The sequence below is a fragment of the uncultured Chryseobacterium sp. genome, assembly GCF_913776365.1.
Lineage (GTDB): Bacteria > Bacteroidota > Bacteroidia > Flavobacteriales > Weeksellaceae > Chryseobacterium.
In genome coordinates this window covers 1-25,505 of sequence record NZ_CAJYMO010000160.1, presented here as the reverse complement: position 1 = coordinate 25,505, position 25,505 = coordinate 1, and the positions used below count along the sequence as shown (strand labels likewise).

Annotated in this window: 21 protein-coding genes; 10 read left to right on the top strand and 11 right to left on the bottom strand. The window is 44.4% G+C overall.

All coding sequences use genetic code 11. The features are described 5' to 3' along the window. From QZ735_RS08085 to recG, 5 genes are all read left to right on the top strand, one after another. Positions 1-1,733 (top strand): peptide MFS transporter (locus QZ735_RS08085; RefSeq protein ID WP_294246667.1); only part of this gene is annotated, 1,733 nt, incomplete at its 5' end. Positions 1,734-1,798: 65 nt separating this feature from the next. After that, entirely contained in the window at positions 1,799-2,185 is a 387-nt protein-coding gene (locus QZ735_RS08080) for a DUF1016 N-terminal domain-containing protein (protein WP_294246664.1), read from the top strand. Between the two features lie 79 nt (positions 2,186-2,264). Further along, on the top strand, positions 2,265-3,776 hold the full coding sequence (locus tag QZ735_RS08075; protein ID WP_294246662.1) for a peptide MFS transporter: 1,512 nt from the start codon (positions 2,265-2,267) through the stop codon (positions 3,774-3,776). 42 nt (positions 3,777-3,818) lie between these two features. Beyond that, on the top strand, positions 3,819-4,352 hold the full coding sequence (locus QZ735_RS08070; RefSeq protein WP_294246660.1) for a thioredoxin fold domain-containing protein: 534 nt from the start codon (positions 3,819-3,821) through the stop codon (positions 4,350-4,352). A gap of 71 nt (positions 4,353-4,423) precedes the next feature. Then, positions 4,424-6,508 carry an ATP-dependent DNA helicase RecG gene (gene recG / locus QZ735_RS08065; protein ID WP_294246658.1) on the top strand — a complete coding sequence of 695 codons (2,085 nt, stop codon included), beginning with the start codon at positions 4,424-4,426 and terminating at the stop codon, positions 6,506-6,508. 469 nt (positions 6,509-6,977) lie between these two features. Here the strand turns inward: recG and QZ735_RS08060 are convergent, their stop codons facing one another. From QZ735_RS08060 to dapA, 4 genes are all read right to left on the bottom strand, one after another. Beyond that, a complete protein-coding gene (locus tag QZ735_RS08060) occupies positions 6,978-7,424 on the bottom strand; it encodes a response regulator (protein WP_294246655.1) in 447 nt (148 codons plus the stop codon). Further along, positions 7,421-7,999 carry an AraC family transcriptional regulator gene (locus QZ735_RS08055; protein ID WP_294246652.1) on the bottom strand — a complete coding sequence of 193 codons (579 nt, stop codon included), beginning with the start codon at positions 7,997-7,999 and terminating at the stop codon, positions 7,421-7,423. The genes QZ735_RS08060 and QZ735_RS08055 overlap by 4 nt, the downstream gene beginning before the upstream one ends. 282 nt (positions 8,000-8,281) lie before the next feature. Next, on the bottom strand, positions 8,282-8,791 hold the full coding sequence (locus QZ735_RS08050; RefSeq protein WP_294246649.1) for a GNAT family N-acetyltransferase: 510 nt from the start codon (positions 8,789-8,791) through the stop codon (positions 8,282-8,284). Positions 8,792-8,906: 115 nt separating this feature from the next. Continuing rightward, the gene (dapA, locus tag QZ735_RS08045; protein WP_294246646.1) at positions 8,907-9,779 is read right to left on the bottom strand and encodes a 4-hydroxy-tetrahydrodipicolinate synthase; all 873 of its coding nucleotides are present in this window, start codon (positions 9,777-9,779) and stop codon (positions 8,907-8,909) included. Positions 9,780-9,972: 193 nt separating this feature from the next. Here dapA and QZ735_RS08040 point away from each other — a divergent pair, with 193 nt between their 5' ends. The 4 genes from QZ735_RS08040 to recO are packed head-to-tail and all read left to right on the top strand — an operon-like array spanning position 9,973 to position 14,652. After that, the gene (locus QZ735_RS08040; protein ID WP_294246643.1) at positions 9,973-10,731 is read left to right on the top strand and encodes a 5'-nucleotidase C-terminal domain-containing protein; all 759 of its coding nucleotides are present in this window, start codon (positions 9,973-9,975) and stop codon (positions 10,729-10,731) included. Then, positions 10,731-11,681, top strand: coding sequence for a bifunctional UDP-sugar hydrolase/5'-nucleotidase (locus QZ735_RS08035; protein ID WP_294246641.1), 951 nt, complete (start codon positions 10,731-10,733; stop codon positions 11,679-11,681). The genes QZ735_RS08040 and QZ735_RS08035 overlap by 1 nt, the downstream gene beginning before the upstream one ends. A 2-nt stretch (positions 11,682-11,683) precedes the next feature. Beyond that, the gene (locus tag QZ735_RS08030; protein WP_294246638.1) at positions 11,684-13,966 is read left to right on the top strand and encodes a T9SS type A sorting domain-containing protein; all 2,283 of its coding nucleotides are present in this window, start codon (positions 11,684-11,686) and stop codon (positions 13,964-13,966) included. Then, positions 13,966-14,652, top strand: coding sequence for a DNA repair protein RecO (gene recO, locus QZ735_RS08025; RefSeq protein ID WP_294246636.1), 687 nt, complete (start codon positions 13,966-13,968; stop codon positions 14,650-14,652). The genes QZ735_RS08030 and recO overlap by 1 nt, the downstream gene beginning before the upstream one ends. 135 nt (positions 14,653-14,787) lie before the next feature. Here recO and QZ735_RS08020 read toward each other — a convergent pair whose 3' ends face one another. The 7 genes from QZ735_RS08020 to QZ735_RS07990 all read right to left on the bottom strand — a co-directional run bounded on the left by QZ735_RS08020 (position 14,788) and on the right by QZ735_RS07990 (position 23,887). Then, positions 14,788-17,436, bottom strand: coding sequence for a glucosidase (locus tag QZ735_RS08020; protein ID WP_294246634.1), 2,649 nt, complete (start codon positions 17,434-17,436; stop codon positions 14,788-14,790). A 319-nt stretch (positions 17,437-17,755) separates the two neighbouring features. Continuing rightward, positions 17,756-18,565, bottom strand: a complete 810-nt coding sequence (locus QZ735_RS08015; RefSeq protein ID WP_294246632.1) for a glucose 1-dehydrogenase — start codon at positions 18,563-18,565, stop codon at positions 17,756-17,758. A 111-nt stretch (positions 18,566-18,676) separates the two neighbouring features. Next, on the bottom strand, positions 18,677-19,165 hold the full coding sequence (locus tag QZ735_RS08010) for an N-acetyltransferase (protein WP_294246629.1): 489 nt from the start codon (positions 19,163-19,165) through the stop codon (positions 18,677-18,679). Next, positions 19,158-19,784 (bottom strand): DUF1684 domain-containing protein, encoded by a 627-nt coding sequence (locus QZ735_RS08005; RefSeq protein WP_294246627.1) that lies wholly within the window; start codon positions 19,782-19,784, stop codon positions 19,158-19,160. The genes QZ735_RS08010 and QZ735_RS08005 overlap by 8 nt, the downstream gene beginning before the upstream one ends. A 119-nt stretch (positions 19,785-19,903) precedes the next feature. Next, positions 19,904-20,305 carry a hypothetical protein gene (locus tag QZ735_RS08000; RefSeq protein WP_294246625.1) on the bottom strand — a complete coding sequence of 134 codons (402 nt, stop codon included), beginning with the start codon at positions 20,303-20,305 and terminating at the stop codon, positions 19,904-19,906. Between the two features lie 744 nt (positions 20,306-21,049). Next, positions 21,050-22,555 (bottom strand): malate dehydrogenase (quinone), encoded by a 1,506-nt coding sequence (mqo, locus tag QZ735_RS07995; RefSeq protein WP_294246623.1) that lies wholly within the window; start codon positions 22,553-22,555, stop codon positions 21,050-21,052. A 294-nt stretch (positions 22,556-22,849) separates the two neighbouring features. Beyond that, a complete protein-coding gene (locus QZ735_RS07990; protein ID WP_294246621.1) occupies positions 22,850-23,887 on the bottom strand; it encodes an NAD(P)H-dependent glycerol-3-phosphate dehydrogenase in 1,038 nt (345 codons plus the stop codon). A gap of 225 nt (positions 23,888-24,112) precedes the next feature. On the opposite strand from QZ735_RS07990, the gene QZ735_RS07985 reads away from it, so the two are divergent. Then, a complete protein-coding gene (locus QZ735_RS07985; RefSeq protein ID WP_294246617.1) occupies positions 24,113-25,096 on the top strand; it encodes a M23 family metallopeptidase in 984 nt (327 codons plus the stop codon). Positions 25,097-25,505 lie beyond the last annotated feature (409 nt).

Below are 25,505 nucleotides of genomic sequence, written 5' to 3'. Positions count from 1 at the left end.
GTCCGAAACAGGATGAATTTGTAGAGAATAAAGGTTCCAAACATCCAAAAGGATTATGGGTGCTTTTCGGAACCGAAATGTGGGAGCGTTTCAATTTTTACGGGATGAGAGCCCTTCTGACGCTCTTTATGGTAAATTCCCTGTTGATAAAAGAAGCGGACGCAGCAATCATCTACGGCGGGTTCCTGGCTTTGTGTTATCTTACTCCGCTTTTGGGTGGGTTTATCGCCGATAAATACATCGGTAACCGGAATGCCATCCTGATCGGAGGATCCCTGATGGCTATCGGTCAGTTTCTGCTTTTCATCAGTGCTTCAACATTTTCCGGAAGCCTGGACAGCGCAAAAACATTTATGTGGCTCGCTTTATTCATTATCATTTTCGGTAACGGATTCTTTAAGCCGAACATTTCTTCAATGGTGGGAAGCCTTTATCCGAAGCAGGAGAAATCCAAGCTGGATTCTGCCTTCACCATTTTCTATATGGGGATCAATATCGGGGCGTTCCTGGGCCAGTTTATCTGTCCTTATGTAGGGGATGTTAAAGATTCCACTACCGGCGTGAGGGATATCTTCGCATTCAAATGGGGGTTCCTGGCGGCTTCCATTGCCATGGTGATCGGTACCATTACGTTCTTTATCCTTAAAAACAAATACGTAGTTACCCCGGAAGGAAGACCGATCGGAGGATTACCGAAACATAATACCAGTGCGGATTTTGAAGAAGGGGAAACCCAGACGGCTAAGTTCTCAGGAACGGCATTGGGAATTACCGGAGGATTGTTTGTGATCTTATTCTTTGCTTTCCGCTATCTTCTTGTGGGAGAATTCGGATTTAAGGCAGTGGAAATGGGACAGCTGATCAAAGGGATTATTTATCCTTTCATTTATGCAGCCGGCATTTCCCTGGCATTCCTGATCATGAGTTCTGCTGAAAACAAAGTGGAGAGACAGAGAATCTGGGTAATCTATATCGTATCGTTCTTTATTATTTTCTTCTGGGCTGCTTTCGAGCAGGCAGGTTCTTCATTGACGTTCATTGCCGATAACCAGACCGACAGAAATATCCTGGGATGGAATATGCCGCCTTCCATGGTACAGATCTTCAACGGAATCTTCGTTGTTGCCCTGGCAGTACCTTTCAGTTTACTTTGGGATAAACTGAGAGCAAGAGGAAAAGAGCCGGTTTCCCCGATGAAACAGGCGATGGGTCTTGCCCTGATTGCTTTAAGCTACTTCATTATCGCTCATAACGTAAAAGATCTTGGAAATTCAGGATTATTGGCCATCAAATGGTTAATGCTGTTATATTTCATCCAGACCTGTGGTGAACTTTGTCTTTCTCCGATTGGGTTATCTTTAGTAGGTAAACTGGCTCCGAAAAGATTCGCTTCATTACTGTATGGGGTATTCTTCATCTCCAATGCTGCCGGATACGCTTTGGCAGGTTCATTGGGAGCTTTAATTCCTGCTACGGGAGATAAGTTTTCCAAAGCACAGGAAATCGGGGTAAACCTTCAGGATGTCCTGGATAAAAAGGTAACCCTGGACCCTGAACAGGTAGCCGCCTTTGAAAAGGCACAGCTGCCATTGGAAAATCCGACTTTTGCAGGATTCGAAATCCACAACCTGTTTGAGTTCTTTATGGTTTTCGTGGTGCTTTGTGGAATTGCAGCGGTTATTCTGGCTTTAATTTCACCGATTTTAAAGAAAATGATGCACGGTGTAAACTAATCTGCATTAAAATAAAATATAGTGTAAACCTCTGCCAAGTCAGAGGTTTTTTTTATTTTCGTAGGATGGAAATTTCTGAGGATTCGTTATTTCATTCGGTAAAAAAGATCATCTTACGGTCGCGCGCGAAAATATTTCCCATGGCCAATTCTACCCTGCTGCCTACCTATTGGCAGATCGGGAAACTGATTGTTGAAGAGGAGCAGAAAGGAAAAGAGCGTGCCGCATACGGAAAATATACCTTGAAAAATCTGTCTAAAAAGCTGACGCTGGAATTTGGGAAAGGATTTGATGAAAGTAACCTGAGAAATAAGTGTACTTCTTATCCGGTATTTACAATAGGTGACACATTGCGTCATGAATTAAACTGGACACACTACCGATTATTAATAAAGCTTAATGATTCACAAAAATCAACTCCTATATCAACGAATCGGTTCAGAATAACTTGAATTTAACTCACACATACATTCCTTGAAACCGATCGAGATAAACCATCCAACTTTTAATTAAAAATTCAATCATACCACTATGAATTTAACTTTAGACGAAATACAGAACTTTAAAGGAAAATACCCAAGACAGATCTGGAGCCTTTTCTTTTCTGAAATGTGGGAACGTTTCTGTTTCTACGGAATGAGGGGAATGCTGGTCTTCTTTATGATTTCCCAGCTTAATTTTCACGAAAGTGAAGCCAATCTTCAGTACGGCGCCACCCAAGCTTTTGTGTATGCCTTTACTTTTATCGGAGGCTTATTTGCCGATAAAATTTTAGGGTTCAGGAAATCTCTTTTCTGGGGCGGGCTTCTGATGATTGCCGGAAGCCTGATTCTGGCAGCCGACCCTCACAAATTTTTCTTCTTAGGTATTGCGTTTACTGTGGTGGGTACCGGTTTCTTTAAACCTAATATTTCATCGATGGTCGGCCAGCTTTATAAGCCGAATGACTCAAGAGCAGATGCCGGCTTTTCGCTTTTTTATGCAGGAATCAATCTCGGAGCATTATTGGGCGGATATCTCTGTATCGCAATCGGAAAGGGCGAGCTTTTTACGCAGCTGATTCCGGAAAACCTGCGGTGGAATGTAGCCTTCGGACTGGCAGCCGTAGTAATGCTGATCAGCCTGGTCAATTTTATTTTTACCCAGAGAAGTCTGGGAACCATCGGCCTTCAGCCGGGGCATCCCAATAACGAAACAAAATCGGCTCCTATCCCGAAATGGATCGAATACGGAGTCTATATCTTATCGCTGATTTTTGTGCCGGTGATCATGGTAATGGTGGCCAAAACGGAATATACCGATTATTTCATGTGGACCATCGGACCCCTGACGCTGATTTATCTGTTCTATGAAATGACCAGAGTGACCCCTTCCGAGCGTAAGAAGCTCTGGGCAGCCCTTGTTTTCATCCTGTTTTCCATCCTGTTCTGGGGAATTTATGAACAAAGTGGCGGTTCATTAAGTATTTTTGCCGCAAAAAACCTGAATAATGATCTGTTAGGGCTTGACCCGAATGGTGTCAACAATTCCGGGGGCGCTTTCTTTATTATCTTCCTCGCTCCGCTGATCGGGCTGTTATGGATCTGGCTGAACAAGAAAAAAATCGAACCCAATACCATCATCAAATTCGGGTTGGGATTCATCTTCTTAGGATTAGGATATTATGTCCTTTTTGCTACCCGGCTGTTTGTGAATGCGGCAGGGATCACTTCCCTGAATTTTTTCACCGTTGCATTGCTGATCATTACCCTGGGAGAACTCTGCCTCTCCCCGATCGGACTGTCAATCATGACAAAGCTTTCTACTAAAAACCTTCAGGGCATGATGATGGGAATGTGGTTCCTTGCTTCCGCTTATGGGCAGTATGTGGCGGGAATCATAGGTGCCGGGCTGGCAACCGCCAAAACCGGATCTACCAATTACGATGCTTTTATCACCTATACGGAAGGCTATAAACAATTGGGGCTGTACGCCGTAATTGCCGGTATCGTGCTGATCCTGATTTCTCCTTTTGTAAAAAAATTAATGCAGGAGGTAAAGTAAGAATCGATAAATTATCCTTACTTTTACTTAAAATACCAAATTATGAAGAAGGTGATGAGCATATGCTGCCTGTTCCTGCTGATATTCGGATCTGCACAGGTAAAGTGGATGACGATTGAAGAAGCCCTGAAAGCCCAGAAAGAAAATCCAAAGAAAATACTGATCGATTTTTATGCATACTGGTGCGGCCCGTGCAAGATCATGGATAAGAAAACCTACGGACATCCGGTTATTGCAGAAATCCTGAACCAGAATTATTACCCTGTGAAATTCAATGCCGAGGAAAAAAAAGCGATGCAGATTTTCGGAAGAACGTTTTCCAATCCGAATACGGAACATAAAAAAGGACGAAATTCTTTGCACGAATTTACCCAGTATATGAATGTGGGAGCGGTTCCGAGCACGGTATTCCTGGATGAGAAAGGCGGCCCGATCACCATCCTGCAGGGAGAACTTTCTGCAAAGGAACTTGAGCCCTATCTTGAATTCATCTGTAAAGATTTTTTTAAGAAAATCCGCTCGAGGGAACAATGGGAAGACTACCAGAAAAAGTTCAAGTCCAAAATAAAAGAATAAAAATAAAGGCTTTCAGTGATGAAGGCCTTTTTTAGTATCTCTTTTTTCCCGAAATTCGTGCACCTTTTTCAATGAATTTAGAAACCTCCATAGAATACGTTAAGGGGATTGGCCCCGAAAAGGCAAAGCTCATCAGAAATGTGCTGGGCATTTCCACCGTGGAAGACCTTCTGCATTTCTTCCCGATCCGATATCTCGATAAAAGCAGGGTCCACCGTATTTCGGAACTTCATGAAGTGGATACCGATGTGCAGCTCAAAGGAAAGATAACCCATCTTCAGGAAATAGAGACTGGGAAAACCAAGCGCCTTTCTGCACGATTCAGTGACGGGACGGGAACCATGGACCTGGTCTGGTTCCAGTACTCGAAATGGCTTAAAGAGCAGCTGCCCGTTAACCGGGAAGTTTTTATTTTCGGGAAAATCAATATATTCAACAGCCAGTTTTCCATGGCCCATCCGGAAATAGAAGCGGAAGAGAATAAAGATACTGAAACCCGGCTGAGGCCGATCTATCCCAGCTCGGAAAAACTGACCAAACGCGGACTCAGCCAGAAATTTTTCCAGAACGTCCTGAAGAATGTCTGCAAGGAAATTCCCGGCCTTATCCAGGAAAATTTCCCGGAATACCTTATGAAAGCCTTTAAGTTCATGTCCAGGCAGCATGCGTACCTGAATGTTCATTTCCCGAAGGACATGGAACATTTTGAGAAGGCGGATTACCGGCTGAAGTTTGAGGAATCTTTCTTTTTTCAGCTCGGATATGCATTAAAAAAACTTCATCATAAAAGCCATACAGCAGGAAATCCGTTTCCGGTAGTGGGTGACAGTTTCAACGATTTTTACAACCACCATCTTCCGTTTGAGCTTACCGGTGCCCAGAAAAGAGTGCTGAAGGAAATCCGTCTCGATATGAAAAGGCCGGTCCAGATGAACAGGCTGCTGCAGGGAGACGTAGGCTCCGGAAAAACAATGGTGGCACTTCTTACGATGCTGATTGCCAAGGACAACGGATTCCAGAGCTGCATCATGGCCCCTACCGAAATCCTGGCGCAGCAGCATTACAACGGGATCAAAGAACTTCTCAAGGATACGGAAGTAAAAATCCGGCTTCTTACCGGCTCCAGTAAAATATCCGAAAGAAGGATTATCCATGAGCAGCTGGAAAGCGGTGAACTGTCTATTCTGGTGGGGACACATGCCGTCCTGGAGGATAAGGTTAAGTTCAGGAATCTTGGATTGGCCATCATTGATGAGCAACACCGGTTCGGGGTAGCCCAGCGGGCAAAACTCTGGGCCAAGAACAGAATTCCGCCGCATATCCTGATTATGACGGCCACCCCGATACCGAGAACGCTGGCCATGAGCTTTTACTCCGATCTTGATGTCTCGGTAATCGATGAACTTCCGGTAGGCAGGAAGCCCATCATCACGGCTCACCGGCGGGAAAAAGACAGGGCATTTGTTTATCATTTCTGCCGCGAAGAAATCCAGAAAGGCAGGCAGGTCTATTTTGTCTATCCGCTGATCGAGGAATCCGAAACCCTGGACTATAAAAACCTGATGACCGGGTTGGAAAATGTAATGGACAATTTCCCCCACTACAATGTCACCATGCTGCATGGAAAAATGAAGCCTGATGAAAAAGATGCTGCAATGAACTATTTCGCTTCCGGAAAGGCGGAGATCATGGTAGCTACCACGGTGATCGAGGTTGGCGTTAATGTACCGAATGCTTCGGTAATGGTGATTGAAAGTTCAGAGAGGTTCGGCCTCTCGCAGCTCCACCAGCTCAGGGGACGCGTAGGAAGAGGTGCAGAACAGAGCTATTGTATCCTGATGACATCAGACAAACTATCCAAAGACAGCAGGACCCGCATCAAAACAATGGTGGACACTACAGACGGTTTTAAAATTTCGGAAGTCGATATGCAGCTGCGCGGGCCCGGGGATATTCTCGGTACCCAGCAGAGTGGTGTAGTGGATTTTAAAAGGCTGGACCTGGTGAAAGATGCCGTTATCATCAAGACTACAAAAGGTGCAGTGGAAAAAATTCTGAAAAATGACCCTCTCCTCTCTGCAACCGACCATCAATCCCTTAAAAACTATTACGTAAGACAGTATAAAGGGAAAAACAAATGGAGTAAAATTTCATAAAAAAACCGTGAGAAAAAATGAATTTTCACACGGTCCCCCTTATAAAACTGCTATTTGAAGAAATTACTAACTTCATTAACACATTGTGTTCCTCTGCTCTTATTACTATTTTGTGATTTGGTGTCTGCTTATAGGTGATATGAGTGGTGTCTGATAAAAAGAAACAAAATGAATTATGTTTCCGGTGCTTATTTATAAAAACTAACTTGCGAATGCTTAAGGAACTTTTGAGGATTTACTTAAGCTGACGAGTTTTCATGATTGTACCGTTTAGTTTAAAGATCTTCTGCGCTGATAACCGGAAAATGGGTATAATTCATTTTGTTGACTATGGTGTAATGATGACATTCCTGAAAACCTTCTCCGACCCGGAGTATGATCTGACTCAATAAATTATCACCAGTACGTGAATTTTATGAGACAAATATAAACAATTTATTTGATTCCTGAAACAGAAAATTTTAATTTTTCACACTTTCATGATAAAATTATCTTTGTTCAGTCCGCAGGTATGATATTGCCAGCTGACTGCCATGATTTCGGTGATCCGTTTTTTAAGGTCCTGGTAAAGGGCAGGCTTCCGCATGAAGACATTGGCTCCCCGCACAAAAATTTCTTCTTCTTCAGCAGGAGATACCTGTTCTGAGTAAACGGCAACGGTCATTGCGCTGTATCGTTCGTTTGATTTAATTTCATCCAGGATGTCCATAGCATTGTTTTCCGGTATATCGTAATTCATAAAGAGCACATCGGGTACCGGAGCACTTTTCCCATTGAGATACTGCATAAGGGCAGCCTGCGAAAAGAAAGCCTGAAATCTGATATCAATTTTCATATCCTGAAATATCGTACCGAAGAATACATGATTACCTTCGTCATGATCCTTCAGAACCACATTGAGATATTCCCTGGTCATACGGCTTTTGAATATGGGGACCAGGTATTCTGTGTTTTTCTGCGTCTGGCCATGATTTTCTGAAACTGCGAAGGGGTAATCCCGGTAATGTTCTTAAACTGGCCGCTCAGGTGGGCAACACTGGAATAATTCAGTTTATGGGCAATCTCAGTAAGACTTTGCCGGCTGCAGATGATGAGATCTTTAGCATGCTCTATCCGTTGCATGATGATAAAATTTTCAATGGAAGTATGAGCTATTTCCGAAAAAAGATTGGATAGGTATCCGTAGCTGTGATTCATTCTTTCGGAAATGTATATCGAAGCTTTTACAGAAACCGCATCTTCTGAAAAAACCATTTCCGTGATGACATCCTTGATCCTTTGTACCAGCGCTGTTTTCTGGCCCTCAACAATCTCAATACCGTAAGCTCCCAGATTCTCTTTTACAGCCTGATGCTGGTCCGGGGTCAACAATTCATAGAATTCTATCTCTCCGGAATTCAGCAGCCGGTAATTCAGCCCCTGTTCCCTGAGCTTATCATTCAATACCTTCTTAAACAGTGCATTGAGATCAAATTTCACATACATTTTCATCCTTATCGTATATGTATTAATAATGATGTAAATATAATAAATTTATTCAAATTGGAGTGAAATAATATACATGCCCCATTTATAAAAAACTCCTGCATTGAAAAATGCAGGAATTTAAACACTAAGGATGAAAAAAAATATACTGATAAAAAGCAAAAGCTTAAGACCAAGCATATGAATGTATTGTTATGCGATTTGGTTTGGTTCTATTGCAAAGATGCAATAAATCAATAGATCACATTTTATAGAATTATGATAAAATGTTATAGAATTTTAAGTCATTTATTTGTGAATTAAAAATTCCATCAGATAGTCATCCATAAAATAGCCGTTTCCGATATCGAAAACGCCTTCTCCATACACCCTGTATCCCTGGCTTTCATAGAATTTTATTGCAGGATTATGCTTATTGACATTCAGGATAATTCTCCTTCCTCCGGTCTTCTGTACCTCGCCACGCAGGAAATGCAATGCCTCTTTACCGGCTCCCCTTCCCTTGAATCCGGGAACGAGATAGATCCTGTGGAGTTTTGTGGTGGCCTCCTCTCCTTCATAGCTGTTTTCGTAGCCGATAAACCCCATGAAGCGGCCATCAGCCTGATCCTGCATCAGGTAATAGTGATAACCGGGATGCTGTAAATGCCCCAGAATTTCCTCATAGGAATACATGGTATTCAGCATATAGGCTATCTGTCCCGCAGAAAGTATATCCTGGTACGCATGTTCCCAGGAATTCTTTGCCAGTTCCTGAATCAGGGCAATATCTTTTTCTGTTGCTTTTATAAATCTCATAGTTCTGTATTCTCTTATCAAAAAAATAAAGGTGGAAGCATCCTCTTCCACCTTTGATTATGTGTTCTCTGCCGGAATCTGAGATCCGGTGCTGCAAACCAATCGGATTGTTCCGTCAGATGGCAGCCATTTCCGCTTTAATTTTAGCATACAATCCTTCCGAAGCCGGGACAAGAGGCAGTCTCAGGTAATTTTTCACAAGCCCTTTTTCTGCCAGGACCGCCTTGATTCCGCATGGATTGCCTTCTGCAAAAATCAGCCGGGTAAGGTCTACCAGCCTGTTGTGGATTTCATAAGCTTCTGATACTTTTCCGTCAAAAGCCAGCTGAACCATTGTTGAGAATTCCTCCGGATAGGCCTGACCAATCACGGAGATTACCCCGTTTCCGCCCGCCAGCGTCACAGGTAGCGTATATTCGTCATCTCCGGAAACCAGATGGAATCCTTCCGGCTTCTTTCTCAGGATATCAAAGTACTGCAGGATATTCGGAGCAGCTTCCTTGATCAGAAACAGATTGGGGAATTCATTGGCCAGCCGCAAGGTGGTCTCCGCTTCAATATTCTGTCCTGTTCTGGAGGGAACATTATAGATGATGATCTTCTTTCCTGTTGAGGCCAGTGCTTTATAATGCTGATAGAGCCCCTCCTGATTCGGCTTGTTGTAGTACGGAGATACGGAAAGTACCGCTTCAAAAGCGGAAAGATCCGTTTCTTCGATCTGTTTTTTCACTTCAAGGGTATTGTTGCCCCCTATTCCGAGTACCAGCGGAAGGCGTTTATTGTTTACTTTGATGATATGCTCAGTCACCTGTTTCTTTTCTTCAGCAGAAAGCGTTGCTGCTTCCGCTGTAGTTCCCAACACCACAAAATACCCGGTTCCGTTTTCAATATTGTATTCGACAAGTTTTGTCAGACTTTCGAAGTCAACGGATAAATCTTCATTAAAGGGGGTCACCAATGCTACGCCCACTCCTTTTAAAATGCTCATCTGCTAGAATAATTTTTTCCAAATTTAATAATTTACGCCAAGAATTTATTATAAATAAGAATGTTTTATTGTACATATAATTATATTTGCATTTATTAAAAGATCATATGAAACGGTCACTTTCCGAATAGTTTATGAAAACAGAGGAAGCCAAGACAGGCATATGTTCCCTTTTTGAAATAATTTGCAGTATATGAAAAATAAATTCTTGTTACTAGGAATGGCACTGGCTGCTCTTTCCGCCTGTAAAACGGCTTCTCCGCTGCAGGTGGCAAAAGTGCATACCCAGAAGAACATTTCTATTAATAACGAACTGAAAAATGATGAGGCGTTTGTAAAATTCATTGAGCCCTATAAACAGCGTCTGGATAAAGAGATGAACCAGAAAATCTCCCATACCGGAACCGATCTTACCAAACAGGGGGATAACAGCAATCTGGGAAATCTTCTGGCCGACTATACATTCGATGGGGCAGACCGCTGGGCGAAGGCAAATCTTGGAAAAAACGTGGATGCCGCCCTGATCAACATCGGAGGAATCCGTACGACGATCGGGAAAGGCGATATTCTGCTGAAAAGCATTTTTGAGGTAATGCCTTTTGAAAACGAGGTGATCATCGTGAAAATGAAAGGATCGGATCTTCAGGGACTTTTTGACTATTATGCAAAAAACCAGGTGAACAATCCAGTATCCCACCTTTATATCGAAACAGACAATGGTCTTCTGACCAAAACTTCCATCAATGGGAAGCCCGTACTTCCGGCCCAGGATTATTACATTGCCACCTCCGATTATCTGGCTCTGGGCGGCGACAACATGAGATTTTTTTCCAAAGGCGAAATGATTCCCACCGGAATTAAATTAAGGGACCTCTTTATTGAATATTTCAGGAATACCCGGGAAGTGGTTCCCCCTACAGATATCCGTTTACATTTTACCGGTAAGAAATAATGGACAGAAAAAATTTTTTAAAGACAATAAGCGGCGGAACCCTGGCCATGGCCCTGGCTCCGAACATGATGATGGCAGAAAAAAAAGCCGGGTTATCCTTTAAACCGGCAAATAAGCTGACTATCCTTCACACCAACGACCAGCACAGCAGAATAGAACCTTTTGATGCCAGCTATACCAAAAACCCCAATCAGGGCGGCTTTGCAAGAAGGGCAAGCCTGATCCAGCAGATCAGAAACCAGGAGCCGAACCTCCTGCTTCTGGATTCAGGGGATATCTTCCAGGGAACACCCTATTTCAACTTTTTCGGTGGCGAACTTGAATTCAAGCTGATGTCTATGATGAAATATGATGCTTCCACTATGGGAAATCACGATTTTGACAATGGCCTGGAAGGGTTTCTGAAGGTACTGCCCAATGCACAGTTCCCGTTTCTCTGTTCCAATTATGATTTCAAAAATACCGTACTGGACGGCAAAACTTCTCCCTATAAGATTTTCAGCAAAAACGGGATTAAAGTAGGTATTTTCGGGGTGGGCATCCAGCTGGACGGGCTGGTAGGGAAAAAACAATATGGTGAAACCGTTTACTCGGATCCTGTAGAAGTGGCCCAGCATTATTCAAATTTCCTTAAAAATGAACAGAAATGTGATCTGGTCATCTGCCTTTCCCATATCGGCTACGATTATAAAGATGAGCCGGAGAAGATCAGCGATAAGATTCTCGCGGCCAGAACGGAAAATATAGATCTTATCCTGGGGGGCCATACCCACACTTTCCTGCCGGAACCGCAGCGTTTTACCAACAGACAGGGGAAAAATGTATTGGTCAATCAGGTAGGATGGGCCGGTCTCCTGCTCGGAAGAATAGATTTCTTTTTTGATAACGATAAAAACGTAAACCATATTTCCTGGAATAACCAGGTTATAGACAGCAGCATAATAGCATAAGCATGAAAAAACTCTCTTTAATTTCTCTTGGTGTTCTGGCATCCCTGCAGCTCGCAAATGCACAGACTATTTCTTCTAAAAAATGGGCAGATCTGTTCTCTTACAACAATGTATCTGCGATGAAAGAAGATAATGGAAAACTGATTGCCGCCGCAGAAAACGGAATATTTTATTATACCATTTCCACCGGTGAAATTACCAAGCTGTCAAAAGCCAACGGCTTGCATGAGGTGAAAATTTCAGCTTTCGATTATAATCCCCAGACCAAAACAGGACTGATCGGTTACCAGAACGGTTCCCTGGATGTGATTTCGCCGGACGGAATCAAATATGTAGTGGATATTCCGATTGCTACCGGCTATAACGGCAGCAAAAGGATCAATCATATTTCCATTACCGGCGATCTGGCAGTCATCTCGGTAGGATATGGGGTGTCTATCTTCGATCTCAAGAAAAAAGAGTTTAAAGATTCCGCATTTTTTCTTTCAGGAGGCGTATATCAGGCTAGCAATGAAGCAACTATTTTCGGAAACAAAGTATTTTCCGTAACCAATACCGGCCTGAAGAGCCATGAAATGAATACCACATTTCCGGTCTTCTCTACCTGGATTACCGATATGCCGGGATCTTTCCGGCATATTGACTCTGAGGGAGTGCTGAGCTTTTCATCTGCCACCACGGGATATATTTATGACGGCGGAACTCCGGTTCAGCTGTCACAGACTTTCAGCAATGTCCGGGATGTTGTGGTGAACAGCAACAATATTGTTGTCACCGACGCCAACAGGGTATATACCTTCAATTCCAACGGAAACTTTAACAATACCGTAAGCTTCGGTGAAGAATGCAATACAGCCACTACTGTTGGCGGCAGCGTCTACGGAGGTACTGTAATGTCCGGAATAAAGAATGAAAGCAGCAATTCTTTCAAACCTGACGGTCCTTTTTTCAATTATGCCTATAAAATCAGTCTGTATGGCGAGAACCAGCTCCTGGTTTCTACCGGAGGAAGAGCAGACCGTTTCAATACCCCGCTGTTAAACTCCAAAAATCCCGGGTTTTACTATTTTAACGGTATGGAATGGATCTATCCTTCCTACTTTAAGGGAAACACAACGGTGTTTAATATTCTGGATGTAGTCTCGGATCCGGTAAATCCGGATGATATTTTCTTTACCAATTATACCACTACCCTCGGCCGGGGCGTGTATAAAATGAAATACAATCCGGGAAGCAAAGACTTTACATTTGCTAAAAATTACGCTTTAGGAGCCACCGATCTTTCTGCAAGGCGGGCTGTAGGCCTCACTTTTGATGATGTCAACAACTTGTTCGTAACCATCGCTTTTTCGGGTGAAGCCACATTCGGCCCTTTTACCGCTATCGGTGCTTATGACCGTGCTACCGACAATTTCCTGATCAGGAATACCGCCCAGAGTTTCGGCGTTGCCCAGAAAGCAGTGTATCATGAAGGACTCCTTTGGATACCTACGCCAAGGGTAAATAACTTTATTGCCTACGACGCCAATAAAACCATAAACACCTCTGATGACAAGGAGTATATCCTTACCCAGGCCAATGGCTTTGCTTCCAATTCCGGAGGGACACTTTCTGTAGCCCTGGATAAATCGGGGGATGCCTGGATCGGGGGAGATATCGGACTCAGAATTTTGCCGAATGCAGTCTCAGCAATAAAAACACCAGCCAACGCCAAGGTAGAGCCTATCATTATTGAACAGAACGGACTTGGAGAAGAGCTGTTCAGGGATACCCAGATCCTTCAGATCGAAGTAGACGCCGGAGACCACAAATGGGTTTCCGTAGACGGGGGCGGTGTTTATTACCTGTCTTCCGATGGGCAGCAGACCATTAAGCATTTCACAAAAGAAAATTCACCGCTTCCAACCAATACGATTACCGATATCAAGATAGACCGTAAAACAGGAAAAGTATACTTCGTATCATATGACGGTATCGTGACTTACCAGGGGGATGTGGCAGACGTTACTTCAGATTTCGGGAATGTACTCGTCTATCCGAATCCTGTAGTATATTCGAATTTCAAGGGTAAGGTAACAATCAAGGGCCTGGCAGAGGTAACGAATATCAGGATTGCCGATGCTACCGGGAATGTCGTTCATTCTGCAGTGGCAAGAGGAGGATATTATGAGTGGGACCTGAACAATATGAGAGGAACAAGAGTAGCCTCAGGTGTTTACTTTGTCCTGATGACCAATGAAGACGGCTCAGATAAAGCAACCGCTAAAATTGCAGTAGTCAATTAATGAATTCGCAGACCGGGTTTCTGTTATCCTATATAAAATACGGGGAAAATGATGCGGTCCTGTACTGCTTTACGGAAGAAGAAGGGTTCCAGTCTTATTTTTTAAGAGGACTTTACACCAAGAAAAACAAGAAAAAAGCATTGCTCCTTCCGTTAAGCAAACTCAGTTTTTCCGTTCTTCCCATAAGAGGAAACGGAATACAGACCGTCTCAAAATTTGAATTGGTAAAAAGCAATGATATCTATACGGATATCAGGTCCAATACCATCGTATTTTTCGTATCCGATTTTTTAAACAAAAACCTTAGGCATGAGAACAGGAACCCTCCCCTTTTTGAATGCCTGGAAGAATTCATTGATGAACTGCAGACCCCTAATTACCATTCCCACTTTATTTTTCTGATTAAAATCCTGAAAATCCACGGAGTGGCCCCGCTGCTGGGATCCGGCATGTTCCTGGATCCGGAAACGGGAACCTTTGCTCCCGAGCCCAGCCACCAGCTTTTCAGCCGGGAAACTTCCGCCTTATGGAAGCAAATCCTTTCCTCGGAATATCCGTACAGCATAAAAATTCCGGCTCCTTACCGAAAGGATTTCCTGGACAGCATCCTGGTGTATTACCACTATCATATTACGGATTTTGAAATTCCGGCGTCACTGGAAGTGATTCAGCAGATTTTTGAGTGATTTTTCTGTGATACGGAAAAAGGCTCATCATGCCATCCGGTACAATACCTGTTTTTATAAGATCAGATCACATGATGATATTTCAGTTTCGTATCCCAAGGCAAAATCGGGCCCGGGCTTGTCCTTTCCCAAAGGTTATTCTGCTGTCCGGCCCGCCTTTTCCCGAGAGGTTGTTTCTTTTGAAAATCTCGGCATCAGGAGCTTGGCGATCAGCCCGGTCCAGCCGGTCTGATGGGAAGCCCCTACTCCACGCCCGTTGTCACCGTGAAAATATTCATAAAAGAGAATATAGTCCCTGAAATCCGGATCTTCCTGAAATCTCGGGTACTGCCCGTTGAAAGGGCGTTTTCCGTTCTCATCTTTCAGGAATAATCTGGCCAGCCTTTCACTGAGGGATTGTGCAATTTCATCAAGATTGGAATAGCTGCCGCTGCCTGTAGGATATTCCACCAGGAAATCGGGGCTGTAATAGAAAAAGAACCGCTGCAGGCTTTCAATGATCAGGAAGTTGATCGGGAACCATACCGGCCCGCGCCAGTTGCTGTTTCCGCCGAAAAGGGCACTGTCACTTTCTGCCGGTGTATATTTCACGGTATATTCCGTTCCGTTCAGCTTCAGGGTATACGGATCCTTTTCATATTCTTTGGATAAGGCACGGATCCCGAAATCGCTCAGGAATTCCTCAGGATTCAGCATCCTGTGCAGCAGTCTTTTCAGGCGGTGGCCTCTCAGCAGCGAAAGCAGATGCTTGGAATCCTGGCCTTTTACTTCCCAGCGTGATACCAGCGATGCTAGTTCCGGCTTGTTTTCCAGCACCCAGTTCATTCTGGCTTTGAAATTGGGAAGTTTCTCAATCATCTCATCATCAATTACTTCAACGGCAAACATCGGAATCAGACCGACAATAGTCCGGAGCCGGAGGTACATATGCGTGCCGTCTCCGGAAGCAAGGGCATCATAGAAAAACTCATCCTGCTCGTCCCAGAGGCTGAAACATTCGTCACCCATATTATCCAGGGAATTGGCAATGGCCAGGAAATGCTCGAAGAACTTGGTGGCCATCTCTTCATAAACAGGGTTATACTGTGCCAGTTCCAGGGCAATCCTCATCATATTGAGGGCGAACATGGCCATCCAGCTGGTTCCGTCAGACTGCTCCAGGTGTTCCCCGTTCGGAAGGGCTGCATTGCGGTCAAAGGCACCGATGTTATCCAGCCCAAGGAAACCGCCTTCGAATATATTATTTCCGTTCAGGTCCTTTTTGTTCACCCACCAGGTAAAGTTCATCAGCAGCTTCTGAAAGGCGCTTTCCAGAAACTCGAGATCAGGTTTGCAGGTAAGGTGTTCATCGATCTTGAATATGCGGAATACGGCCCATGCATGAACCGGAGGGTTTACATCACTGAAATCCCATTCATAAGCAGGAAGCTGCCCGTTCGGATGCATGTACCATTCAAAAAGGAAGAGTTTGAGCTGCTGCTTGGCAAAATCCGGATCGATTACAGAAAAACTGATGGTATGGAAGGCCAGATCCCAGGTAGCATACCAGGGATATTCCCATTTGTCCGGCATGGAGATAATATGCTCGTTGTTAAGGTGCTTCCATTCTGAATTCCGGATCTTTTCCCGCGATTTGGGCGGGGCTATTTCTCCCGGGTCCCCTTTCAGCCATTTGGCGACATTATAATGATAGAACATCTTGTTCCAGAGCATGCCTGCAAAAGCCTGCCGCTGGACCATTTTTTCATCTTCCGTTGTTATTCCGCACTGGATATCTTCATAAAATTCATCAGCCTCCTTCTGCCGCAGCGAAAAAATTTCATCGAAACCATCGAAAGGCTGTGTTACATCCTTATCGGAAAGCCTGAATTCAAAAGTTTTCGATTCTTTCGGCAGGAAAGTTTCATCGATCAGGAAAGAAGCTTTGGTTCCGCTATCCCTGGGATTGACAGACTGTGCGTTTCCGTTGATGATGAAGTCATTGATGCCGTCTTTTGTGTACCGGGAAGGATTGGCAAACCGGTAAAGCCTTTCATTATTGGTTTCATTGTCACAAAAAAGGACTTTCTCCGATTGCTTTGCATAAATATTCCTGATCTGCAGGTCTTTATGCTCTACTCTGATCCTGGAGGCTTCATCCGAATCCATCTGCGGCTTGTGGTTATCATAGCCCCAGTTCCAGGTATTCCTGAACCATACGGTGGGCAAAATGACCAAAGGTGCTTCCGCATCAGATTTATTGGTGACAGTAAGCTTTACCAGTATATCATTCTGGCTTTCTTTTGCATATTCGATAAAAATATCAAAATAGTCATTCTGATCAAATATTCCGGTATCGATCAGCTCGTATTCCGGATCCTGCCTGGTCCTGCGGGCATTCGTCTCCACAAGATCTTCATAAGGAAATGCATGCTGCGGGTATTTGTACAGCATTTTCATATAGGAATGCGTAGGGGTGGCATCCAGATAATAAAAATACTCCTTTACATCTTCCCCATGGTTGCCCTGCCGGTTGGAAAGGCCAAAAAAGCGCTCTTTCACCATCTTATCTTTTTTATTCCAGAATCCGACGGAGAAGACCAGTTTCTGAAGATCGTCACAGATCCCACAGATCCCTTCTTCTCCCCAGCGGTAGGTTTTTGCTTCGGCGATGTCATGGTTGGTGTAATTCCAGGCATCCCCGTCAGCGCTGTAATCTTCCCGGACCAGCCCCCATTCTCGGTTGCTTACGTAAGGGCCCCACTTTTTCCAGGTAACGTCGGATAATCTTTCTTTTTCTTTCATATTTCGTCGTTTATATAACCAATTTTGCTTCGCAAGTGAATTTTGCTTCGCAAGTCAAAGGTCAATTTCAGGCGTCTTGCTTTTATATTTAATCTGAAGTCTGGTAATGGTTAATTTTGTTTCGTAAGTGAATCCTTTTGCTTACATAATACTTGATTCCGGAAATTGATAATATGTTCGAAATTATAGGGAGTGATCGGTAAAAGACATTCATAATTCACCATTCATTCCATCCCATGAATAACGAATTCCGTAATATTATTAAACAGTAATTTGTCCGGAAATTGACAAGCGAAGCGAATTGACCATTCACCTTTTATTATCCTCCTGTAGAAAAGCTCTCAAAAGTAGTCATTCCCCCGTCTACGAAGAGGCTGGCTCCGGTAATGTAGTCGGCCAGGTCGCTGGCAAGAAAAACGGCCAGGTTTCCGATATCCTGGGGCTGGCCGATCCTGTTATAGGGAACCAGTGTCATGAGGGCATTCAGTGCTTCCGGTGTGCTCCATGCGCTTTTGTTGATCGGAGTCTGGATCGCGCCCGGGCAGATGGAGTTTACCCTGATCTTATCGGCACCGTATTCCTGGGCAAGGGTCTGCATCAGCATCCTGATGGCTCCTTTACTTGCTGCGTAATTGGCGTGTCCGGCCCAGGGAATGATTTCGTGTACCGAACTGATGTGAATGATTTTCCCGCAGGCACTGGAACGCGAAGTATCGATCCCGCGGCGGAGAAATTCCTTGATGGCTTCACGGGCACAAAGGAACTGGCCGGTCAGGTTGATCCCGATAACGGCATTCCATTGTTCGAGGGTCATGTCCGTAAATCTGGCATCCCGCTGTACGCCGGCATTGTTGATCAGGATATCCACGGTTCCCAGCCGGGCTACGGTTTCTTCAAACATCCTGATGACCTGGTCTTCCTGAGAAACGTCGCACTGCATGGTAATTCCTTTCCCACCTGCATCGGTGATTTCCTTAAGGACGGCTTTGGCGTCGTCCAATGAACTTTCTGAGGAATGATTAACCACTACGGTAGCGCCTGCTGCAGCCAGAGATTTTGCAATACCGGAACCGATTCCGCTGGAGGCACCCGTAACGACGGCTACCTGATTCTTAAGAGAAATTTCCATATTTTATTATTTTGATGTACCTCAAATTTAGCAGAAAGTTTCAAGCCAAACTTAACAATCAGCATTAAAAATTTCTTAAAGTGCGGCAATACTACAGCTTCTTCTGCGAAATCAGAACCTTTTAGCCATCAGGTACTGCAGTCCGTTTCTGCCTTCCCTGGTTTTTCCTTCACACAGATAGCCTGCTTTAAGATAAAGATCATACGCAAAAATATTGTCTGTGTTGACCGCCAGCACAATCTCATCGCAGTCTTTGAAATGCTTTCGCAGGAATTGTTCTACTTCAGCCATCACTGCTTTTCCGATGCCTTTGCCCTGCATTGCGGGATTGACGGACAAGGATCTTAAAAGAACGGACTTCTGGTTTCCGGTAAGCTCCAGTTTATCTTCCCCGAAGTCCAGTGTGAAGAAGCCGGCCGGTACTGCATGGCAAAAGACGGTAACGGCGAACTCCTGTCCGGTATTCCTTCGGGCAATCCTGTTCAGTGCAAACGAAGCGGAAGAGGTATATTTCGACTGAAATTCATCCAGATCATAACTCACTCCGGAAAGATCCTCCCGGGCAAAAAATTTCAGACTGACCTTACCTGCATTAATCATGATAAACATTTTCATACATTACTCCCGCCCTGATTTCCACCGGCAGCCTGTTTTCCGCCGGCACCACCGGACAGTTGTAATCATAGGCGTTGTATGCACAGTAAGGATGATAGGATGTATTGAAATCCAGCACGATGGTATTTCCTTTGGGAATGGTGAGATCGAGGTATTTTCCGCCGCCGTAGGTTTCCTTTTCATTGGTTGCATCGCGGAAAGGCAGGAAAAGGTAACCCTTGTATTTCTTCTGCCTGATCAGATCCAGACTTTGGTAAAGGGTAAGGGTATATGTTTTACCTTCGAGCTCAAAAGTGGCTTTTCCGTATTCCCGGTAAGGCTTCGATTTCCCGGATGAGGTAGGAAGGTCAAACGGTTCTGCATTTTCCGTTTTTACCAGTCTGGCAGTCACCCGGTATTTCAGGTCAAACGGAAAAAAGGGATGCCCGGTGAAATTTTTAAAATGATCGCCGCGCAAAGGGGTTTCCTTCGGATTCCGGTATTCGGCATTGAGTTCTTTACGGAACTTTTCTGCTTTCGCTTCCGCTTCTGCTTCTTCCCCGGACATTTTCTGTGAAAACACAGCCAGCGGAAAGAGGAACAGAATGATAAGGTATTTTTTCATGACTTGGTAAGTTTGGGTAAATTGATGTAATGTATTACTCTTTGGAACAACAGGCATCCTGTCATTTCTCAGGAACTTTTCTTTATGGTACCGCCTGAACAGATACTGATAAAAACCGTTCAGTAAGATTCCGAAATCTTAACGCGGTAAATATCTGAAGAATTCCTTTTGATGGATTCCACAAAAAAGCCGCCTTCTTCAGGAATCACTTCTTTCAGGTCGAAGCTTTTGCAGTCTTTCGGAAGCCCGGAGAAAACCAGCGTGAACCAGAAGTCCCTCATAAAGGGAACCGGTGTCCAGTTGGGATAAATGCTAATATTCTCAGCATGGATGAGCTTGCTTTTATGATCCGACTGGTTGTCTAAGAGATAAGTGGAAGACCAGATCCTGATCAGGTTCCCCAAAAAAGGCGATGCCGGGAAGCAGCAATGCACGATGACCTGCTGCTCCTCCTCTATTTTCGTCTGAAGGGATTCCAGCAGTTCCTTTACAATAACGGGTTTTACGAGTGTATCAGACATATTTTTATGTGAATGGTTGTTTCCGGCAGATGAATCCGTTCCGGTTTGCTTATTAATAATCCGGTAAAATTACTCTATTTGCACCAGATGGTCAACAGCTGATGGAAATCCGGTTTGGGTGTCAATGGTCAATCCGCTGCGCTTGTCAATGGTCAATCTTAACTTAAAACGGCTTTTTGCTGGTGCAAGTGTTACACTCATATCCGGAAAACAGTTCATGGCAGATAACCGCAAATCCTGCAGCCTTTATCGTTTGGAAATTCGTAAAGCGGCAAAGAATAGTAGGAAATGCTGTAATATAAGGTGCAAAGAATTTGGCAAAACTAAATTTTAATGTCGCTGAATCAATTGTTTTACAGGTTTCGGTATTATGAGACCAGACGCAGTCCTCAATTTTATCTTCGATAAAATCCCTGCGCCTTATACCCTACAAAGCATTCACAACCCCTTGCGCCATTGTGTTTTCCAACAAAACCGGCAATTATTTAATAACTGTACAATTTACTCCTAACCTATTATCAATAGTCAATCCGCTTTGCTTATCAATGGCCAATTTTAAAATAAGTCTGAAATGGCTGTATTACAAAAAACCTGACGGGTTTTAAAAACCTGTCAGGTTGAGTGTCCACCTGCATTAAGAATTCAGGCGTATATTGGCAATTTGAAGCATCTTGAAATTCACTTGCACAGCAAAATTGACTCGTGAAGCGAAATTCACCATTCACCTGCGCAGCAAATTCTAACTTAGTATTCCAGCTGCAGTTTTTCCTTGGTGTAATTCCTGACCTCTTCCGTAAGTTCCGGATTATCGGCTAATTTTTTTCCATAAGAAGGAACCATTTCCAGCAGTTTTTCCTTCCATTCCCCGTGCAGCTTTTCCGGGAAACATTTCTCCAGGACATTCAGCATGGCATACACTGCCGTGGAGGCGCCCGGTGAGGCACCTAAGAGGGAAGCGATGGTTCCGGTCTTGTTCACAACCACTTCAGTTCCGAATTCCAGCTTTCCGCCTTCTTTTTCATCTTTCTTGATTACCTGTACCCGTTGTCCGGCTACTTTCAGCTCCCAGTCTTCCTCTTTGGCATCTTTTACGAATTCCCTCAGATGCTGTATCCGCTGGGCCTTGTTCATGGCTACCTGCTGGATGAGGTATTTGGTTAGCGGGATATTGTGCCACCAGGCTCCGAAGAGCGATCTCAGGTTTTTGGTATTGACGCTTTCCGGAAGATCCAGATAGCTTCCCTCCTTCAGGAATTTGGTAGAAAAGCCTGCAAAAGGTCCGAAGAGCAAGGATTTTTCGCCATCGATGATCCTTAGGTCAAGATGCGGCACCGACATCGGCGGTGCTCCAACCGAGGCCTGCGTGTAGACCTTGGCCTGGTGTTTTTCCACCAGTTCCTGGTTACGGGTCACCAGCCATTGTCCGGAAACAGGAAACCCTCCGTAGCCTTCGCTTTCTTTGATATCTGAACTTTCCAGCAGCGGCAGGGCATAGCCTCCGGCACCGATAAATACGAAATCAGCTTCCACCTCCTGTTTATGGTTGTTGATACGGTCTTTTACCTTCATTTCCCAGGTCCCGTCTTCTTTCGGATCGATATCTTTTACCTCGTGATAAAGGAAGACCTCCACATTGGAATCTTCCAGGAGATGGCGGCCCATTTTCCGGGTCAGTGTTCCGAAATTGACATCGGTTCCCATATCCATTTTTGTAGCGGCCATTACTTCGGAGGGGTTCCTTTTCTGCATTACCAGGGGAATCCATTCTTTGAGCTGCTCATGGTCTGTGGAGAATTCCATTCCTCTGAACAGCACGGAGCCGGACATTTTCTCATGTCTTTTCTTCAGGTATTCCGCATCTTTTTCACCGAATACCAGGCTCATATGTGGGCAGGAATTGATAAAATCCTTGGGGTTCCTGATGTATTCTTTTTTAATCAGGTATGCCCAGAACTGCTTGGATACCTCAAACTGTTCGGCAATGCTTTCCGCTTTGGAAATATCGATGCTTCCATCCGGTTTTTCAGGGGTATAATTGAGTTCACAAAATGCAGAGTGGCCGGTCCCGGCATTGTTCCAGGCTGCCGTGCTTTCCTTGGCAAACCTTCCCAGCCTTTCGAAGATGGCAATTTCAAGTTCCGGATTGAATTCGTGCAGCAGGGTAGCTAAGGTGGCACTCATGATTCCGCCACCCACGAGAACAACGTCGTATTTAGGTTTCGGCGTTCTGCCTGTAAGCGATTGTGACATAATATAAAATTTATTTGAACGTATCAAATTTCGGGCAAAGTTCTTAAAATAAACACTTGTTTAAAAAATTTAACAGTACTATTTTATAAACTACTGAGATACAAACATATTGAATTCCTTACATCATGCACTTTACTTTGCTGCAGGGTTCAGACAACAGCTCACTGACCGGTCTGCAGACATAGCCGGCATCCTGACGAAATTATATGGATATGCTGAAGGTTTTGTATGGTATATCTGCATTGCAGGATTCAGCACCCTGAAAGCGGCGGGAAGATATTTCCGGTAAAAGGATCAGTCCAGTCTGGTCGTCAGTTTCTTAAACTGTTTTTCCGCATTTTTCCCTTCATAAAGGATGCTGTAGATGGTATCGATAATCGGAAGCTGCAGGCCTTTTTCCTTAGAGGTTTTGTAAATGGAATCGGCAGCGTAATACCCTTCGGCCACCATGTTCATCGATTGGATTGCCGATTTTACGGTGTATCCTTTTCCGATCAGGTTTCCGAGATTCCGGTTTCTGGAGAACAGGGAATATGCGGTTACCAGCAAATCTCCCAGGTAAGCGCTTTCATTGACGTCTCTCGGCGCTTCGTAGATGGATTCCAGGAAGGTCTCCATTTCACGGATGGCATTGGAAACGAAAACGGCCGTAAAATTATCCCCATACCCTAATCCGCTGGCGATTCCTGCCCCGATGGCAAAAATATTTTTAAGGATCGCACTGTACTCATTGCCCAGGATGTCTTTGCTGGAATGCATCTTGATGAAATCGGAGTTGAAAATATCCACCAGTTTCCGGGAGGATTCCTCTTCTACCGTGGCCACCGTAAGATAGGACAGCCTTTCCATTGCCACTTCCTCTGCATGGCAGGGACCGGCAATCACTGCCTGGTTCCGGAAGCCGATTTTAAATTCCTCTTTCAGGTAGTGGGCCACCACATCATTGACTTTGGGAATAATCCCCTTAATGGCGGAAACAAACATCTTGTTTTTATAATCACAGTTCATCTTATCCATGGTATCGGATAGATAAATGGAGGGTGTAGCCAGCACGATGACTTCACAGGCAGAAACCAGTTCGTTGATGTCTGTAGTCAGCTTCAGATTTTTAAGGTTGAAATTCACGGCAGTAAGGTAGGTAGGATTATGCCCTCTCTGCTCGATAGCCCCTTTCACGTATTCATTTCTTACGCACCAGTGCACGACTTTACAGTTTTCGACCAGCATCTTCACAATTGCTGTGGCAAAACTTCCGCTTCCTACCACCCCTACAGGAATGTCTTTCTTGCTTTTCTTCGGATTCGGTTCTGTATTCGTTTTCTTTTTAGCCATAATAAAAATCTGAACTGCAAATATATTAAAACAAAGACGGAAGAATGCCCTGCCGGATATGATAAAAGCCGTTTTCGGATAAAATTAACAATCGGATATAATGAAATGCGTAATTATCCGTTTAATAATGAAATGCTTAAAGTGTTGTTAAAAATAGCCGGTAAAGCTTATTTTTAACTAAATTTGCACGCTTAAACCGTTTTGTAATATACCAAGAGAAGAAAAATGAAGAAATTTCTAAGCAGTAAAAAGAACGTGAACGTTCTTCTGGGAGGACTTTTATCAGTAGTTTTTGCACAGGGCATTTTCATCGCCAAGCTGTATTCTGAAAAAGACGACAAAAATTATGAAGTCAATCTGGTGAAGATCAATACTGAAAAAGACAGTGTGGATTACCTGAAAATGAAAACCGACCTTACTTTGGTGGACGAGTCTGTAAAGCAGTTGAACTCGTTTCTGAAATCCAAAGATGTTCCCAATACCCAACTTACCGTTCTCAGCAAAGACAGTATTTCCAATTCCATCTATCTGGCGAGGCAGGCCAACCGGTACAGCCAGTACCTGATGGACCTTCAGAAAAAGCTGATGCAGGTACCTCTGGGAATGCCTACCGACGGCTATATCTCCTCCAATTTCGGCATCCGCAAAAACCCGATCCCATTTAAAACCGTTCTGGCTTCCGTAAAACCTTCAGCAGCTCCGGCCAAAGCAGCCACCGCTCCCGAAGCTGCCGCTGAACCTGTAGAAAAAACCATTGAGGTAACGGACAGCTACGGCGAAAAGAGACAGGTAAAAGTAATGGTTACCCCAAAAACAGCACCTGCTGCCGCTGCAAATATTGCTTCAGCAGCAGGGAAACCGGCAGAGAAAAACAATGCTCCGGCAGAAGCAGACCAGATGCAGTTCCACAAAGGGCTGGACATTGCTGTGGCCTTCGGTTCCGATGTCATGGCTACTGCAGCCGGAACCGTTATTTTTTCCGGCCAGAAAGGGGGATATGGCAACTGTGTGATCGTTTCCCACGGAAACGGGCTTGCTACTTTATACGGGCACCTTTCCCAGCTGGTGGCAAAAGTGAATGATAAAGTAAAGGTAGGCCAGGTAATTGCCAAATCCGGAAACTCCGGACGTTCCACAGGGCCTCACCTTCATTACGAAGTCCATAAAAACAATACGCCGGTAAACCCGAAGCTGTTTATGAACCTGTAAGGGCGGCTGGCTGATTCATATGGCTTTCAGCTGCCGGCTATCTGCCCGTTGTTATACAAAAAATAAAAAGAGACTGTCCTTTCCGGAGAGTCTCTTTTTTTGCAATGCAGACCGTAATTTCCGGTGCTGCAAATCAGTAAGCGGCAGTAAAACGTTCCCTGATGTGGTTGTTCTGTTCCAGTTCATCAACCAAAGCTACTGCAACGTCTTCTACAGAAAGGATGCTTCTTCCGTTTTCATCAAATACAGGGTTTTCCAGTGCTGTCCTTCTTCTTCGCGATCGGCATGAACTTCTTCATGGAGATCGCGAAACTGCGCGCCGCGCGCGTGCTGTGGCACCGCGTGATGACCAACCTTGGCGCGCGCGAGATCGGAAGAGCGTCGTGTAGGGAAAGAGTGTGGCAGCTAG

Excerpts from the sequence above, each read along its gene's own strand:
- QZ735_RS08070 (WP_294246660.1), top strand. The coding sequence starts at position 3,819 with ATGAAGAAGGTGATGAGCATATGCTGCCTGTTCCTGCTGATATTCGGA.
- recO (WP_294246636.1), top strand. The coding sequence starts at position 13,966 with ATGAATTCGCAGACCGGGTTTCTGTTATCCTATATAAAATACGGGGAA.
- QZ735_RS08035 (WP_294246641.1), top strand. The coding sequence starts at position 10,731 with ATGGACAGAAAAAATTTTTTAAAGACAATAAGCGGCGGAACCCTGGCC.
- QZ735_RS08040 (WP_294246643.1), top strand. The coding sequence starts at position 9,973 with ATGAAAAATAAATTCTTGTTACTAGGAATGGCACTGGCTGCTCTTTCC.
- QZ735_RS08000 (WP_294246625.1), bottom strand. The coding sequence starts at position 20,305 with ATGTCTGATACACTCGTAAAACCCGTTATTGTAAAGGAACTGCTGGAA.
- QZ735_RS08075 (WP_294246662.1), top strand. The coding sequence starts at position 2,265 with ATGAATTTAACTTTAGACGAAATACAGAACTTTAAAGGAAAATACCCA.
- QZ735_RS08050 (WP_294246649.1), bottom strand. The coding sequence starts at position 8,791 with ATGAGATTTATAAAAGCAACAGAAAAAGATATTGCCCTGATTCAGGAA.
- QZ735_RS07985 (WP_294246617.1), top strand. The coding sequence starts at position 24,113 with ATGAAGAAATTTCTAAGCAGTAAAAAGAACGTGAACGTTCTTCTGGGA.
- QZ735_RS07990 (WP_294246621.1), bottom strand. The coding sequence starts at position 23,887 with ATGGCTAAAAAGAAAACGAATACAGAACCGAATCCGAAGAAAAGCAAG.
- QZ735_RS08005 (WP_294246627.1), bottom strand. The coding sequence starts at position 19,784 with ATGAAAAAATACCTTATCATTCTGTTCCTCTTTCCGCTGGCTGTGTTT.
- dapA (WP_294246646.1), bottom strand. The coding sequence starts at position 9,779 with ATGAGCATTTTAAAAGGAGTGGGCGTAGCATTGGTGACCCCCTTTAAT.
- QZ735_RS08055 (WP_294246652.1), bottom strand. The coding sequence starts at position 7,999 with ATGAAAATGTATGTGAAATTTGATCTCAATGCACTGTTTAAGAAGGTA.
- QZ735_RS08015 (WP_294246632.1), bottom strand. The coding sequence starts at position 18,565 with ATGGAAATTTCTCTTAAGAATCAGGTAGCCGTCGTTACGGGTGCCTCC.
- QZ735_RS08080 (WP_294246664.1), top strand. The coding sequence starts at position 1,799 with ATGGAAATTTCTGAGGATTCGTTATTTCATTCGGTAAAAAAGATCATC.
- mqo (WP_294246623.1), bottom strand. The coding sequence starts at position 22,555 with ATGTCACAATCGCTTACAGGCAGAACGCCGAAACCTAAATACGACGTT.
- QZ735_RS08020 (WP_294246634.1), bottom strand. The coding sequence starts at position 17,436 with ATGAAAGAAAAAGAAAGATTATCCGACGTTACCTGGAAAAAGTGGGGC.
- recG (WP_294246658.1), top strand. The coding sequence starts at position 4,424 with ATGAATTTAGAAACCTCCATAGAATACGTTAAGGGGATTGGCCCCGAA.
- QZ735_RS08030 (WP_294246638.1), top strand. The coding sequence starts at position 11,684 with ATGAAAAAACTCTCTTTAATTTCTCTTGGTGTTCTGGCATCCCTGCAG.
- QZ735_RS08060 (WP_294246655.1), bottom strand. The coding sequence starts at position 7,424 with ATGACCAGGGAATATCTCAATGTGGTTCTGAAGGATCATGACGAAGGT.
- QZ735_RS08010 (WP_294246629.1), bottom strand. The coding sequence starts at position 19,165 with ATGATTAATGCAGGTAAGGTCAGTCTGAAATTTTTTGCCCGGGAGGAT.